Consider the following 15,409-nt stretch of genomic DNA (forward strand, 5'->3'; position numbering starts at 1 on the left):
GCTATGGACTTGAAAGCCACTTTGAACGAGATCAATACGCTTGCGGTAGAACGGCCGGAAGGCGTCGTCTATGCACCGATCGTGATGGACGGCGTGCTGGAAGCGGGAGCGCTCGCGAAGGTCGGGCCGTATATCCGGGAGCGGGGCTTCGCCTCCGTCGCCCTCGTCGTCGACGAGCATACGTGGGAAGCCGCCGGTGAACGGCTGGCCGGACTGCTTGCCGAGCATGGCATCGAATTTGCCGTCTGCCGTCTGAAGCCGAACGAACAGGGAGACGTGATCGCCGACGAGCGGACGATCGTGCAAGTGCTGCTGCAAACGCCAAAGCAAACGGAGGCGGTGTTAGCCGTCGGCTCGGGTACGATCAACGACGTGGTTCGTTTCGTCTGCCATCAGACGGGGCGCGCGTTCCTATCGGTTCCGACCGCGGCGTCAGTGGACGGCTTCACGTCCGTCGGGGCGCCGATTATCGTGGACGGATTCAAGCAGACGGTTCCGGCGATCGCGCCGGAGGCGATCTTTGCCGATCTGGACGTGCTCGCGGCCGCGCCGCAGCGAATGACGGCAGCGGGTTTCGCGGACATGCTGGGCAAATTCACTTCGCTGGCCGACTGGCGTTTCTCAAGCGAGATGGCAGGGGAGCATTTCTCTCCGCTCGCCTATGAGCTGACGGAACGCGCACTGCTGCGCTGCGTCGAGTCCGTGGACGAGATTGCGACGGGTTCCGTGCATGGCGTCGAAGTACTGATGGAGGCGCTGCTGCTGTCGGGCTGGTCGATGCTGCTCGTGGGCCATTCGCGGCCGGCATCGGGCGGCGAGCATCATCTGTCGCATCATTGGGAAATGGCGTATTTGGCGGAAGGCCGCAGGCAGCTGCTGCACGGCGCCAAGGTCGGCGTCGCATCGGTGATGCTGGCGAAGCTGTACCGCGAGAAGCTGGGCGAGGCGTACCCTGACATTTTCGGCAAGCTGCCCGAGAGCAGTCAGCTCCAGGCATGGCTGCAGCGGGCCGGAGGGCCGGCCGAACCGAGTGAGATCGGTTTGACGGATGCTTTGATCGAGGCGGCGATGCGGGAGGCGCATGAGCTGCGCGACCGGTACACGGGGCTGAAGCATGTGGTGCTGAACGGCTAATACGGACGACAAAAAAACCTTCAATGCCGCGCGTTCCATACGGCGTTGAAGGTTTTTTGCTGCGGCTTAGTGTTCCAGGTATTTGTCGATGAAGATAAATGCATTGTCCGGCCGCTTGGCATTGACGCGAATGCCGGCAATGTATTCTTTGCCGATAACGGGAAGCTCCTTGACGAGCGGGCTGCCGGAAATATCGACGCCGTAGACGTGCTGCTCGGGGACATCCTCGGTCGAGGCCTTCAGATCCTGCTCCGGCTTGTGGTTCTCGCCCAGCTTGGCGGCATTGTCGCCGTCAAGGGGAAGGAGGGAACCGTTTTGCGCCAGCTTCTCGAAGTTCAGCTTATCCAAAATGTACACGTCCGCTTTGTTCATCATGAGGTCGATCATGCTCTTCTGAATGAGCGCTGAATCCTGCTCGCTCTTGAGCTCCGACGGCACGTAGGTGAAGAACGCCTCGACGCGCTGCCAGTCCGGGAACTGGGACAGGAACTTCGCCTCGAGCGGCTTCAGGTCGCTGACCGGATAGCTGCCATCCTGGCTGAAGTATTCGCCGTAGAAGGAGACGCTTACATCAATCGGCGGCAGCTTCGCGAGCTCCGCCAGCTTGTGCCGGTGGTCGACGTAGGCTTTGGTGCCGAAAATAATGATGAGGACGAGGGCGATGGCGCCCAGCACATGGAATTTATAATAGCTGAAGAAATGGTCGAACTTCTGTGCGGAACCGGCCATCCCCTTGTATTTGCCGTAGGCAGCGGAATTGAACTGCTCCAGCGTCTTCTTCTCGTCGTGCTCCAAAATCAGCTTGTACGCCTTGTTGATCTCTTCCAGGCTGAGCGTCTGGTCGTTCGGCTGCTCCGAACCTTCGCGCTGCCGGCTCGAGCGCTCCCGGCGAATCAGCAGAAAATAACGCTTCTCGACATCTTCCTTCGCTGCGCCTTCAGGCAGGCCGAGCAGCTCGTAAGCCTTCTTCAGTTCATCCATGACGGGCTACCTTCGCTTTCTATAGGTTCGTATAGGTTCTAGTATACCGCCTTTGTACACGAAGGGACAACTTTCAATCAATGGTTGTCGTGAAGATGCGGCATCGGCTGACGGAGATGACGAACAGACCCGCAGCATGTCGCCGTGGGTCCGTTTCTTCATTGGGGTATCCTGACCTACAGCGTCCAGCGAAGCAGCAGCGCCGATTCCGTCAATCCGCCTCCGAAACCGTACAAGAGCAGCGTGTCGCCTGTCTTGATCCGCTCTTCCTTGAGGGCGAGATCCAATGCCAGCGGTATGGAAGCCGCGGACGTGTTGCCGTATTCCCGCATGCTGGTCAGCGTATGGTCCAGCGGAATTCCGGTGCGCTCGCAGACGGATTCGACGATGCGCATGTTGGCGCTGTGGGGCACGAACCAGTTGATGTCCTCGAGCGTCAGGCTGTTCTGCTCCATCATCGTTTGAATGCCCTTCGGCACCGTCGTGACGGCCCAGCGATAGACCTCGCGCCCGTTCTGCACGATCAAGCCGTTCGTCTGAATCGGCACGCCGTCGATGGCCGGAGACAGCGACGAGCGGTACAGGTGATGGCCGTCGCTGCCCTTCGTGTTGTTATAGGAAGCCAGGAACGCGCCGTCCTCGCTGCGTTCCACGAGCATGGCGCCGGCGCCGTCGCCGAACAGGATGCAGGTTGAGCGGTCGGCGTAGTCGGTCGCTTTGGACAGCGTCTCCGCGCCGATGACGAGAATTTTGTGATAGGCGCCGGAGAGCAGCAGCCCGTTGGCCATCTGCAGCGCCGAGACGAAGCCGGCGCAGGCGGCTTGAATATCGGCCGCTCCGCAGGTGACGATGCCGAATTCGGCCTGCACGCGGGCAGCCATGCTCGGGAAATACGTGTCCGGCGTCGTCGTCGCGACGAGAACGTAATCGACGTCCTCCAGCACCACGCCGTAGCGCAGCTGCAGGTCCCTCACCGCGCCGAAGCACATATCGCTGCAGAACTGGTCTTCCGCGGCGATCCGTCTTTCCTTGATGCCCGTCCGCTGGAAAATCCATTCATCCGTCGTTTCCACCATGTGTTCCAAATCTTGATTCGTTAAGATCCGTTCAGGGACGTAGGCTCCGAAGGCCGTGATTGCCGCCAATGAGCGCAAGGGATGCTGCAGCATCTACTTCAACTCCTTAGTATCAGGGTTTAAGACCTGGTCATAATTTATGTTAAAACCAACGTACACCTTTTTTTCATTTCTGTCTATAGTCATGCCGTTCGTTTTCCCGTTTGCAATTACGGAACCCTTAATTAGGTAGGGTACGCAATAGCCCGCTATATTAATCCAAACGGTGGCAGTCACGACGATGATTCGCGAAAAGGGGGGCGAATGAATGACTTCGGATATCGATATTCCAATGGCATGCAACGTAACCAAATTAAGACGCGCGCAGCGTCATCTTACGCGTCTCTACGATGCTTGCTTGGCAGAGTCGGGGGCGGGGTGGAGAGCGACACAATTCGGCATTCTGGGTTATTGAGCCCAGGCCGAATTCGAAGAACAGTTCGGCGCCGCTCAGGCAAAGGCCTTGAGGGATATGATGGAGGACGTTGCTAGTCTTTCCTACAGCATGATGGCCACGTTCAAATCGACCCTGTCAAATACGGGCATATAAGACTATATGATCGTCGGATGCTTCTTAAAGCTTCTCCAAGCAGGACATACTAAGGCAGTCTTAATACCTGAAGTTAGCCGCCGCGCTTCGAGCAGGAACGCGATAAAGCAAAACGATTCAATTCACATGATCTTACCTATGAAAGGATGAACCGTCGGAATGAAAAGAATGCTGTTCGTCCTGCTTATTATGTCCATCGGAGCGACGTACATTTCCTCGTTGTTTCCCGTGTATGGCGAGCATTATAAGCTTAGCAGTTTGGAAATCACGATCTTGTTTGCCGTATATGCAGCGGTTCTGCTGCCGACATTGCTGGTCGTGGGGGCCAGAGGGAGCTATTGGGGATTGAAGAAGGTGCTGCGTTGCAGCATATGGATCTCCATCGCCTCCACGGTGCTCTTTATCGTCAGCACGAACGTCTGGATGCTCTATGCATCGCGGATTTTGGAAGGCATCGCCTACGGCGCCTTCACGGGCGTGGCGAGCGCTTTTCTGTTGAAACAAACCGCCAAGGAAAAAATAGGGACCGCGCTTAAATTATCCGGCATCATCGTGAATTTCGGATTCGGCTTGGGACCCGCCGTCTCGGGTTTAATCGTGCAATACCTGCATGTGCAGCCGCTTCGCCTGCCTTTTTGGATCCTGTTCGCCTTATTGGTCATTTCCTTGACGGTGCTGGAGCTGCTTCCGAAGCACGAAGATCCGAATGCGCGCAGGAACAAAATCTCGCTGGGGATTCCGCACGCTATGCGGTCGCAGTTCTGGTCGTTTATCGGCCTTCCGATCTTCACCGTGTTTACGCTGGGCGGCGTCGTGTTCTCGCTCATTCCTACTTTCGTAAAGCATGTGCTTCACAGCAGCAATCTCTCGATATCGGGACTGATGATTCTCCTGCTGCTGGGCGGAGGGGCACTGATGCAGTTCTTCCCATGGCCTCGTCATCCCGTTACGCGAATGCGTAGCAGCATTCTGGCGCTTGCCGTCGGATCGTGGCTGATCGCGTTTTCCGGGCAGACCGAGAGCTTGCCATTGCTCTGGGCCGGGATATTCGTTCAAGGCATCGGCGCCGGATGGACGTTTCAAGTCGGATTGCGGTTTGCGGGACAGCTGTCGAAGCCGGAAGAGCGTTCGCTCGTCATATCGGCGTTTTATATGTGCGCGTACGCCGGGTTTATCGTTCCTCCGGTTGTCGTAGGCGTGTTGACGAAGTTCTTTGCGTTGAATACGACGCTTGTCATTATCAATTTGGTCGCCGTACCGATCGTGGTCTACATGTTGATTTACTCCGTCTCGTTCCAACGGTATTATGCGAAGCTTACATCCCGTTAAGAAACGACCTAAGCGGCCGTAGATTGCGGCCCTATCGGTCCGGGGAGTCATTGTTCGTGAGGATTTTTCTTCGGGCTGCAATAGCGGGCAAAGCATGGACACGGGAATAACTTGGGCGAGAAGAGAGAAAAGTGCCTTCCTTGGGTAATCATAACGTAAAACGTCATGTACCTAGGGAGGAACCGCTTATGCAATGGAAAGGGAGAAGGGCAAGCGCCAACGTCGAGGATCGCCGCGGAATGGGCGGCAAGACGGTAATCGGCGGCGGCATCGGCTCTATCGTTATCGTGCTGCTGGTCGTCCTGCTCGGCGGCAACCCCGGGGATTTATTGAACGGCATCACGGGCTCCGATACGGGGACGCCGTACGAAGAGACGGCGCAGGACAAAGAGCTGGCCCAATTCGTGTCCGTCGTGCTGGCCGACACCGAGGATGTATGGACGGACATCTTCCGGAAGGAAGGGCTGACCTACGAGAAACCGGTGCTCGTTCTTTATTCGGGAAGCGTCGATTCGGCGTGCGGTTCGGCATCGTCGGCCGTCGGTCCGTTCTACTGCCCGGGCGACCATAAGCTCTACATCGATCTGAGCTTCTACGACGAACTTCAGAATCGCTTTCATGCCGCGGGCGATTTCGCCATGGCCTACGTCATTGCCCATGAAGTCGGCCATCACGTGCAGACGCTGCTCGGCAGCGGGGAAGATTCCCGGCCGGGCCGAAATGCGACCAAGGCGCAGACCAATGCGTTCTCCGTGCGGTATGAGCTGCAGGCGGATTATTTTGCGGGCGTATGGGCGAAGCAGGAGCAAGGGAAGCAGCTGCTGGACAAAGGCGACGTCGATGAAGCGTTAACGGCGGCGAGCGCGGTGGGCGACGATGCGATCCAGAAAGCGGCGCAAGGTTATGTCGTGCCCGAGAGCTTCACGCACGGTACGTCGGAGCAGCGGAAGCGATGGTTCACCAAAGGGCTCGCGACCGGTACGGTTGAGGGCGGGGACACCTTCCACGCGGGCAATCTGTAACTGCTGCCCGGTCGGAACAAAGCAGGGGCAAGCAGCGCCGGATCCTTCAAGGATTCGGCGCTGTTTCTATTTGCCTCGTTTGCGGATCTCATTTTTTGCGCTGTCGGTGCGATTCCTGCTAAACCTATTCGCTTAAAATAGGTACAATGGGTAAAGGGGATGCAGGAACAGCCAAGCTCCAATTCATGCAAGAGGAGAGGGATCACGATGGATGGGGATTCGATTCGCGCGAGCTTGAAGGAAGGGGAGCCGGGGGGAGCGGGCCTCTTATTTCCGCCGGGCGGCGAGACGCAGGATCAGTTCTGGCGCCGAATCCGCGAGGCGGACGCTTACGGGGACACGATCGCGGAAATCCGCGCCGAAGGCAAGCGGCTGCTGGACGAGCCGATTCCCGAGCTGAGCTATTCGCTGTTTGTATTGTTCGAGCAGACGGGGAACCGGCGGGCGTTCGAAAAGGTCTATTTCGAGAAGCGAAGAAGGCTGAATACGATGGCATTCTTGTCGCTGCTCGAGCCTGGCGACGAGACGTTCCGCTCGGCGCTGCACGATATTCTCTGGTCGATCTGCAACGAATATACCTGGTGCCTGCCGGCCCATCTCAAGCATGGGGCGGAAATCGACGGCAGTCAGCGCTTCGCGGTCGATTCGCCCGAATGGAGCAGGAGGGAACGCCGCACGCAGATCGATCTGTTCTCCGCGGAGACCGGCTTTGCGCTCGTCGAAATTTTAAGTTTGACGGAATCCGGGCTGCCCCCGCTTCTGCGCAGCAGGATCATCGAGGAAGTCGTACAGCGGTTATTCAAGCCTTACCTGCTCCAAGGTCCGTACTTCTGGGAGACTGCCAACCACAACTGGGCCGCGGTCTGCGCCGGATCGATCGGCTCCGCGGCGCTCCTGCTGCTGGAGGATTCGGAATCGCTCGGGGAGATCGTGGAGAAGGCGCTGCTCGCCATGGATCATTATTTGGCCGGCTTCGGCGAGGATGGCGCCTGTCTGGAGGGCGTCGGGTATTGGAATTACGGCTTCGGTTATTTCGTCTATTTCGCGGATCTGTTAAACAAGAGAACGCGAGGCGCGGTCGATCTGTTACGAGACGGCAAAGCGCGGCAAATCGCCTCGTTTCAGCAAAAGGTCTATTTGGACGGCGGTCTGACGGTCAACTTCTCCGATGCCAATCCTTATGCGTCCGTGCAGCTGGGGCTCTCGCATTATTTGGCCGGCTTGTATCCGGAGACGGCTGCTCCGCCGAGCGGGCTGCGGGCACCGTATACGGAGGATCATTGCAGCCGCTGGGCGCATGCCTTCCGCAACTTGCTATGGTTCGATCCGCGCCAGCGCGGCGACAACTGGGCCGGCGGCGATTTCTATCTGCCGGACGCGGAATGGCTCGTCTCCCGTCAGGTCGATGAATCCGGCCGGTTCGGCTTTGCCGCCAAGGGCGGCCATAACTTCGAGCCGCATAACCACAATGACATCGGGCAGTTTATCCTCGCGAGCGACGGAGAGACGTTCGTCTGCGATTTGGGCAGCGGCGAATATACGGCCGATTATTTCGGCGCGGGGCGGTACGGCTACGATTGCAACGGCTCGCAGGGCCACTCGGTGCCGATCGTGGATGGCTGCTATCAGCAGGAGGGAAGAGAGAATGCCGCTCGCGATGTGACCGCGTCCATCGGCGATCTGCTGGATGAGCTGCAGTTCGACATGGCCGGCGCTTACCGTCTGCCGCAATTGAATACCCTGCACCGGCGTTTTGCATGGCACAAAGGCTCGCTTCCAAGGCTGGTTCTCGAGGATACGTTCCGCTTCAGCTTGCAGCCCGTCTCGATTACGGAGCGAATCGTAACCCGGATCGCGCCTGTCCTCGAGGGAGAGTCCAGCATCGTCTTATCAAGCGGTTCGGGACGCGCCATGGTTATCGATTATGATGCGGCTGAGCTGCAGCCGACGATCGAACGACGGGAGATGCGCGATCATTCCGATCGTGAAACCGAATGGTTCGCGCTCGATTTTAACGTGCGCGCTCCTAAGCCGGAGCAGCGGATTACGCTGACCTTTCGTTTTCGTTAGCCCGAACGGTCCGACCGCCAGCGCTCGAACAGTCGGAATGACGAAATTACAATATATACGAATATGTAAACGTTTTCTATAATGGAGGCAGAGAGTGGCGGAACGTCGACGTTCCGCTGATCTGCGGCGATTATTTCTTCGTGGAAGGCTTGGCACGGCTGGAGGCCGACCCATCAGCTCCGCAGGATGAACCGTTCCAGCTCCGCCAGCTTCCCGTCCGTGTAAGGGCCGGAATTATCGAAGCGGAGGACGGATTCCGGAGGCAAAGGCCAGGCGATATTCCGGTGCCGCAGCGAGTGCCGGAACTGCGGCCAGTTCTGCAGCTTCCAAGCGTCGAGGGAGGAAGCCCTGCCATGGATGCGTGCAAGGTAGTCGTCCTCATCCGGCAGATAGACGTATACGGCCTTGACAAGCACGTCTGCAGTCGAGGCACCGATACGGGCCAGCTCGGTTTCAAGCCAATCCGCGGTCTCCGTCTCCCGGGTGAACGGGCCGACCGCAACGGCATCGCGGTCGAGCGCCAGCTGTTGAAGCGCGGCATCCATCGTTATTCGGTAACCGAGATCGCGGCAATGCTGCTTGTAGAACGGCGAGTCCCGATCCTCCGGATCCCGGCCGGCGAGCGTCATCAGCGCTTGCGCAGCCGGCCGCAGCAGCGTGTCCATATCCAAGTACGCGCCGCCGTGCCGCCGGATCCATGCTTCGGCCAGCGTTGTTTTGCCTGCGCCAGCAGGGCCGATGAAGAATATGAGCTTGCGCATTGCATGACCTCCGTTCTGATCGTGCCGCAGCTAACGGTGAGCATGTGCGACCGATGGTTGTTAAACGTATTGTATCATCGTGCTCCGCCGAGTCCAACAGAGACGCGCCGTGCGTGACGATTAAGATGACCTCATGGGCTGACGCGCTGACAATTAGCGGAAAGCGGGCAAGGAACGTGTTCAAGAGCATCGAACGAAACAAGACGTACAGTCTGCCTATTCCTATGGATTGTGCGGGGAGATTCGCAAGAACCGCAACCTATTCGAGATCAGGGGAGAGAGTCGGATGACGGAACATAGTAGAGCGGCGCAAGGAAAGCTTGCGCTGGTAACCGGCGCAGGAAGCGGCGTCGGGCGGGCGATCGCGATCGGTTTGTCCAAGCAGGGCGCGAGCGTCGTGCTGGTCGGACGCAGAATCGCGAAGCTGGAAGAGACGGCGGCCTCTATTCGCGCGGAAGGCGGTACCGCGTATTCGTATGCGGCGGACGTCGCCAAGATCGAGGACGTGAACGCCATGGCCGGCCACGTGCTCGCGAACTATGGCGTTCCGGCGGTCGTTGTCAACGCGGCGGGCGTGTTCAAAGAGATCGGACCGATTCTCGAGAGCGATCCGGCGGGCTGGATGGATACGATCGTGATCAATACGGTCAGTCCGTATCTGGTCTGCCGGGCATTGGCCGGAGAGATGGTAAAGCAGGGCTGGGGGCGCATCATCAACGTGACTTCCGCCGCTTCGCTCGCGGAGCCGGAAGGCACGAACAGCGCCTATGCGACAAGCAAGGTCGCGCTGAATCACTTTACGCGGCAGCTGGCGGCCGAGCTGGCGGGAACGGGCGTCACCGCGAACGTGTTCCATCCCGGCGAGGTGAAGACGGAGATGTTCGAGGCGATCCGCGACACCGTCCGCGTGCCCGGCGAGCTGGAGGACTGGGTCGCTTGGGTGGAACGCACCGGCGGCGATTCGCCGGAGAAGTCCGTGAAGCTGATCCTGGATCTGCTGCTGCCCGAGTCCGATGGGATCACGGGGCGGTTTCTGTGGATCGAGGACGGGTTGAAGAAGCCGATGCGCAGCTGGGATTGAGGGCGGCGCTCCGTATTGTCCATAAGCAGAACGGAAGCTAATTACAATAAACAATAAGGTTGTCCCGCGAGCCTCGATGCTTACGGGACAACCTTTTTTGTTATGTCGTTTAATATGCCGGCTGCAACGTAAACAGCAGTCGCTATAGGGGAATTCCACACCGTTATGAATCTATATCTCATTTCTATCCTTCTAACCCCGCTCCGAATTAACAATTTATTCATTTACTCGGAACACAGCATTTACATGAAGATTGTAGAATTATGTCGCTTGAGTACATGCGAGGACAAGGTGAAGCGAGTCACGAAGGACGGTAAAGTGCTGGTACACAGATGACGACACGAGAAAGGAAGCAAACAATACTTATGTGGAAAAAGTGGTTGAACGCGGGCATGGCTGCCGCGCTAGTGCTTGGCATACTGCCGGTTGGCAAATCTTACGCCGCATTGCCGGCGGACGTGAAGGCCGGTACCTCGACGGAGGATCCGGGATTTACCTATGACGGAGGAGGAACGACCGGGAAAGACGTGACTGCCGGAGATACGTACTATTACGTTCAGAACGACAAAGCCGTCGCGGTCATCTCGAACAAGGTCGGCGGTAACAATGCGCAGGGCTCCTACAAGAAAGGCTGGCCCGTCGATTTCGTATCGAAGGATCCGAAGGCGAACATGAAGGAAACGCTGGACTGGTCGGAACTGGTTCTCAGCCCGACGATGAACGATAAATACGGCCAAACCGGCTTGCAGCTCGATCTGAAAACGATCGGCGTCGACGGAGACGCGATCGTGGCTTCCGGTCAATGGGACGGCAATGCCAAGATCAAAAGCTCGGTCAAATATCAAATGCTGCCGGATGCTCCGATCATGAAAATGACGATGACGCTGAACAATACGGATACGAAGGATTTCTCGGGTTACTTTCTGTATTCGCTGGATCCCGACGTTCCCGGAGCGCAGGTATCGTACGCGCCAGGCATCGGTTGGCTGCCAGGACTTCGGACTTCCGGCTGGAACGAGAATTATATCTATGACGGGACGGATACGTCCTCCGGCGAACCGGCTCACGCCATCGCTTGGCTGGACAGCCAGCCTGCCGCCGTTCACGGCAACAACATCTATTTCGGCGCTTGGTTCGATGCCAGCGTGAAGTCGGGCGAGAGCAAGCAGATCACGTGGTATCACATGACGGAGATCCCGTCGGAGCGCGGCAACGCGTACGATAACTTCTCCGCGTATGCCAAAGAGCTGTCCGTTCTCGATCCGGAAGTGCCCGATTACAGCAAAGTAAGCGGAACGATGACGGACTCCTCCACTGGCTATGGCATCAAGGGCGTGACGCTAGTGGCCAAGAACATCAACGCCCAGGTAGCGGGTACCGTCACGACGGATTCCGCCGGCAAATACGAATTGTTCCTGCCGCCGAACACCTACACGCTGACGGCTTCCAGACCCGGTTACGAGTCCAAGTCGAGCTCGGTCGAGATTACCCCCGATTCGTCCATCGCGTATCCAATGGACTACGAGATGAAGCCGATCTCCGTCTCCGCAGGAACGGGCGTGCGTCTGCTCGGAGCGCTGGCGGAGGGCTCGATGGACGATATCGTCCTGCAGAACTCCAAGCTCGCCATGACGATCGCGAAGACGACCGTCGATTCGCAGCTGAAGAACTCAGTCGGACGACCGCTCGACTTCTCCGCTCAGGGCATGGAGGACGATCTGGACTGGATCAATCTTCCGTATTTGAGGACCGGCATTATGCCTGCCAAGAATCCTTGGGATGTCGAAACCGTGACCAATTCAAGCGTCGAGGTCGGGGCGTCCAATCCGGATGAAGCTTCGGTCAAGGTGAAAGGGACGTATTCCGAGGTTCCTGGCATCGATGTTGAGACGACCTACGCCGTCAAAAGCGGCGAGCAATGGATCGACGCGGAGACGGTCTTCAAGAATACGACCGGGACGCCGCTTACGGCTTATGCAGGCGACGCGCTCGATCATGACGGAGCCGGAACGCTCTCTTACGTGCCGGGCACGGGCCAGCTGCCCAATCTCGCAACGTATACGCCTACGGCGCCTTGGTTTGCCCAATACGGCACGTCGGGGCAGGCTTACGGCATCGTATACGACAGCAGCTTCTCGGGATTCACGGTATTCGGCGATAATTCGTACGTGATCAGCGAGAAGCAAATCACGATTCCCGCGAACGGCGAATTCCGTATCATGCGCCATCTCATAGCGACGGGCACGGAAGGCCTCGTCGATAAGAGCGTCGCGGTCAGCAACGTATATGACGAGATCATCAGCAAACAGACCGGCGTTCGGATGGAGCTGACGACCGACAAGAGCGAGCTCGGAACGGGGGACGGCTTCAAGGCGACCTTGACCGTTACGAACGGTTCGGAGTCGACGGTCTCCGGGTTGTCCGGCAGCCTGAAGCTGCCCGCCAACCTGTCGACCTCGGATAATCTCGAGGCTTCGATTCCGCCAATCGCGCCTAGCGGCAGCGAGACGGTGACATGGAACTTGACCGCCACGAGCGGCGGCCATGGCAATATCGAGGTGGACGTTGCCAAGGACGGCTCGCCATATACGGTGAAGACAGACCAAGTCTTCGTTAACGGCGCGGGCTGGTACTCCGGGGACAACCATACGCACAGCCGGTACAGCGACGGCAGCGGTTCGATCAACGACAACGCGACCGTTGCCCGCAACAAGGGGCTGGACTTCCTAACGGCGACCGACCATAACTCGATTAAGCAAAAGGACGACGTGCTGAAAGAGAACCGTCCTGACTTCGTGGAACTGCTCGGCGAAGAAATCACGACGGGCGGGGGACACTCGCTTGCCTACGATATTTCAAGCCTGATTAACTGGGCCCAGCCGGCGCAGGGATACATCGACGAGACGCGCGCGAACAATGACGGCCAAGGCATGCATTTCATCGCGCATCCGTTCTATCCGGGCCTGGAGTGGGATGACTGGAGCGTCAAGAATTACAACGGCATCGAGGTGTGGAACGGCTTCTATCCGCCGAAGCATCCGGTCAACGACAGCGCGTTCAAGAAATGGGACGAGCTGAACGTACAAGGCCGCCATCTAATCGGCCTCGCCAACTCGGATGCTCATAATCCGGGTAAAGTCGGCGACCCGCATATCAAAGCCTACATGGACAAGCTGTCGAAGGAAGATGTGTATAAAGCCATTCGCTCCGGCATGCTGTACGGTACGAACGGGGACATCGATCTCGGCTTTACCCTCAACGGTAAGCAGATCGGAACCGACGTGACCGTGGATGCGGCAGGCGGCCAAGCGACGATCGTGCTGAGCGGCTCCGCGCCGGGCGGCTTGACGACCGCGCGCCTCATGAAGAACGGCGTCTTGCTGCAGGAGTTCAAGGGACTTACGGGAACGAGCTGGACGCAGACCGTGCAGGACAATGCGAAGCCGGGCGACTTCTACCGCATGGAAATCGAAGGCACAGGAGGCAAATTCGCCTTCTCCAACCCGATCTGGGTGACAGACGGCGTCAATGTCCCGCAAAGCATGGCTTTCGATCAGCCGAACAAGAAGCTGCTCGAGAACAAGACGTCCGTGCTGGGCGTCACGGGCACGTACATCGACAAGAGCACGCTGGCGCTGGCGCCGACGGGCAAGCTCGCGTTCGTTAGCAGCGATACAACGACGGTTTCCGTCGACGGCGACGGCTTGATGACGGGCTTAAAACCGGGCCAGGCGGTCATTACCGCGGCGTTCGGCAACCTGGAGATTCATACGACGGTCACGGTCGAGGCGAATGCAGCGCCAATCGGACAGCCGGGAGCCTATTCGACGCCGGTCGGACACCCGATCGACGGCATGCTGGCCGCAACCGATGCGAACGGTGACCCTATTACCTACCAAATCGCCGTGCAGGGAACGAGAGGCGTTGCGACCGTAAAGGACCCGGCCAGCGGCGCGTTTACTTACGTACCGAATGCAGACGCTTCTCCGGGCACGGATACCTTCACGTTCACTGCCTCCGACGGCTTCCTTGCTTCCGCGGAGACGACCGTGACGATCACGCTGCAAGAAGAGACGCCGGATAACGCGGCTCCCGTCGCGGTGAACGGAGCATACTCGACGAGTCAAGACGTTATCCTGACGGGCGAGAAGCTGTCCGCGTCGGATGCGGACGAAGATGATTCGCTGACGTACGCCATCGTGAGCAACGGGTTGAAAGGAACGGCGGCCATCGTCGATCCGGCGACAGGCGGGTTTACGTATACGCCGCAAGCCGGCGTAACGGGGACGGACAGCTTCACCTTCAAGGCCAATGACGGCCATGCGGATTCCAATACGGCGACGGTAACCGTCACGATCTTGCCGGGCAACCATCTGCCGGCCGCGCAGAACCTGTCGTTCAACACGACGACCGGTATCGCAATCGATCTGACGCTCAAAGGAACGGATGCGGACGGGGATCCGCTGACGTACGCGATCGTGGCGAACGGCGCGAAAGGAACGGCCGAGATCACGGATGCGGCGACCGGTAAAACGACGTATACCCCATCGGCCGACGTGACGACGGAATCCGAGGATACGTTTACCTATCAAGTAAGCGACGGCAAAGGCGCGTCCAATACGGCGACGGTCACGATCGCCATCAAACCGCCGGGTCCGGGTCATGGGAATGACGGCAACAACGGCTCAACGCCGCCGCCAACGCCGCCGCCAACGCCGCCGCAAGAGCCCGCGGAACCGGATGAGCCGGCAACGGAGCCCGAGCCGCCTGTGGAACCGCCGGTAACGACGGACCCGGCTCCTCCTACGCCGGTCGAGCAAATTTTTAGCGACGTGAAGGACAGCTGGGCCAAGAATTACATTCAGCAAGCCGTCGACAACGGCTTGATCAAAGGATTCCCTGACGGCTCCTTTAAGCCAAACCAAGCCATTACGCGGGCGGAGTTCCTTGCGGTTCTCGTGAAAGCCATGGGCTATCAAGCCTCCGTGCAGACGCTTGCGTTCAAGGATCTGGCCAACGCGCCGGCTTGGGAAGCCGATGCGATCGGCAAGGCGCTTCAGGCCGGCATCGTCTCCGGTTATGCGGACAAGACCTTCCGTCCGAACCAGGAGCTGAACCGTTCGGAGATGATCGTCCTGCTCGCCAAGGCAATGGGACTGAGCGATGACGGCACCAGATCGACGTTCAGCGATGCGGCCTCCATCCCTGCATGGGCACGGAGTCTGGCGGAGCAATTGAAGCAGCTCGGCATTATCGAAGGGCGCGGGGACGGCAAATTCGTTCCGAATGCCATTTCGACGCGGGCGGAAGCCGTCAAGGTCATCCTGTCCGTCCTTCAGTTGATGGACAAATCGTAACGTAAATGG

At 58.5% G+C, this 15,409-nt stretch carries 9 protein-coding genes; 6 read left to right on the forward strand and 3 right to left on the reverse strand.

Annotated elements, in window-relative coordinates; translation table 11 throughout:
* Positions 1-3 precede the first annotated feature (3 nt).
* Positions 4-1,134, forward strand: a complete 1,131-nt coding sequence (locus GT003_RS22280) for a sn-glycerol-1-phosphate dehydrogenase (RefSeq protein ID WP_161701993.1) — start codon at positions 4-6, stop codon at positions 1,132-1,134.
* 66 nt (positions 1,135-1,200) lie between these two features.
* Here GT003_RS22280 and GT003_RS22285 read toward each other — a convergent pair whose 3' ends face one another.
* On the reverse strand, positions 1,201-2,115 hold the full coding sequence (locus tag GT003_RS22285; protein ID WP_161701995.1) for a J domain-containing protein: 915 nt from the start codon (positions 2,113-2,115) through the stop codon (positions 1,201-1,203).
* A 176-nt stretch (positions 2,116-2,291) separates the two neighbouring features.
* Positions 2,292-3,284, reverse strand: coding sequence for a ketoacyl-ACP synthase III (locus tag GT003_RS22290; RefSeq protein ID WP_161701997.1), 993 nt, complete (start codon positions 3,282-3,284; stop codon positions 2,292-2,294).
* Positions 3,285-3,939: 655 nt separating this feature from the next.
* Here GT003_RS22290 and GT003_RS22295 point away from each other — a divergent pair.
* The 3 genes from GT003_RS22295 to GT003_RS22305 all read left to right on the forward strand — a co-directional run bounded on the left by GT003_RS22295 (position 3,940) and on the right by GT003_RS22305 (position 8,201).
* Positions 3,940-5,109 carry an MFS transporter gene (locus GT003_RS22295; protein WP_161701999.1) on the forward strand — a complete coding sequence of 390 codons (1,170 nt, stop codon included), beginning with the start codon at positions 3,940-3,942 and terminating at the stop codon, positions 5,107-5,109.
* Between the two features lie 188 nt (positions 5,110-5,297).
* Positions 5,298-6,131, forward strand: a complete 834-nt coding sequence (gene ypfJ, locus GT003_RS22300) for a KPN_02809 family neutral zinc metallopeptidase (protein WP_161702001.1) — start codon at positions 5,298-5,300, stop codon at positions 6,129-6,131.
* Between the two features lie 207 nt (positions 6,132-6,338).
* Entirely contained in the window at positions 6,339-8,201 is a 1,863-nt protein-coding gene (locus GT003_RS22305; protein ID WP_161702003.1) for a heparinase II/III family protein, read from the forward strand.
* A gap of 173 nt (positions 8,202-8,374) precedes the next feature.
* Here GT003_RS22305 and GT003_RS22310 read toward each other — a convergent pair whose 3' ends face one another.
* Positions 8,375-8,962 (reverse strand): P-loop nucleotide/nucleoside kinase family protein, encoded by a 588-nt coding sequence (locus GT003_RS22310; RefSeq protein WP_161702005.1) that lies wholly within the window; start codon positions 8,960-8,962, stop codon positions 8,375-8,377.
* Positions 8,963-9,248: 286 nt separating this feature from the next.
* On the opposite strand from GT003_RS22310, the gene GT003_RS22315 reads away from it, so the two are divergent.
* On the forward strand, positions 9,249-10,043 hold the full coding sequence (locus GT003_RS22315; protein ID WP_161702007.1) for an SDR family NAD(P)-dependent oxidoreductase: 795 nt from the start codon (positions 9,249-9,251) through the stop codon (positions 10,041-10,043).
* 365 nt (positions 10,044-10,408) lie between these two features.
* Positions 10,409-15,400, forward strand: a complete 4,992-nt coding sequence (locus GT003_RS22320) for a CehA/McbA family metallohydrolase (protein ID WP_161702009.1) — start codon at positions 10,409-10,411, stop codon at positions 15,398-15,400.
* Positions 15,401-15,409: the final 9 nt, after the last annotated feature.

Origin of the sequence: Paenibacillus sacheonensis (genome assembly GCF_009909195.1) — a bacterium.
GTDB classification, from domain to species: Bacteria; Bacillota; Bacilli; order Paenibacillales; family Paenibacillaceae; genus Paenibacillus_Z; species Paenibacillus_Z sacheonensis.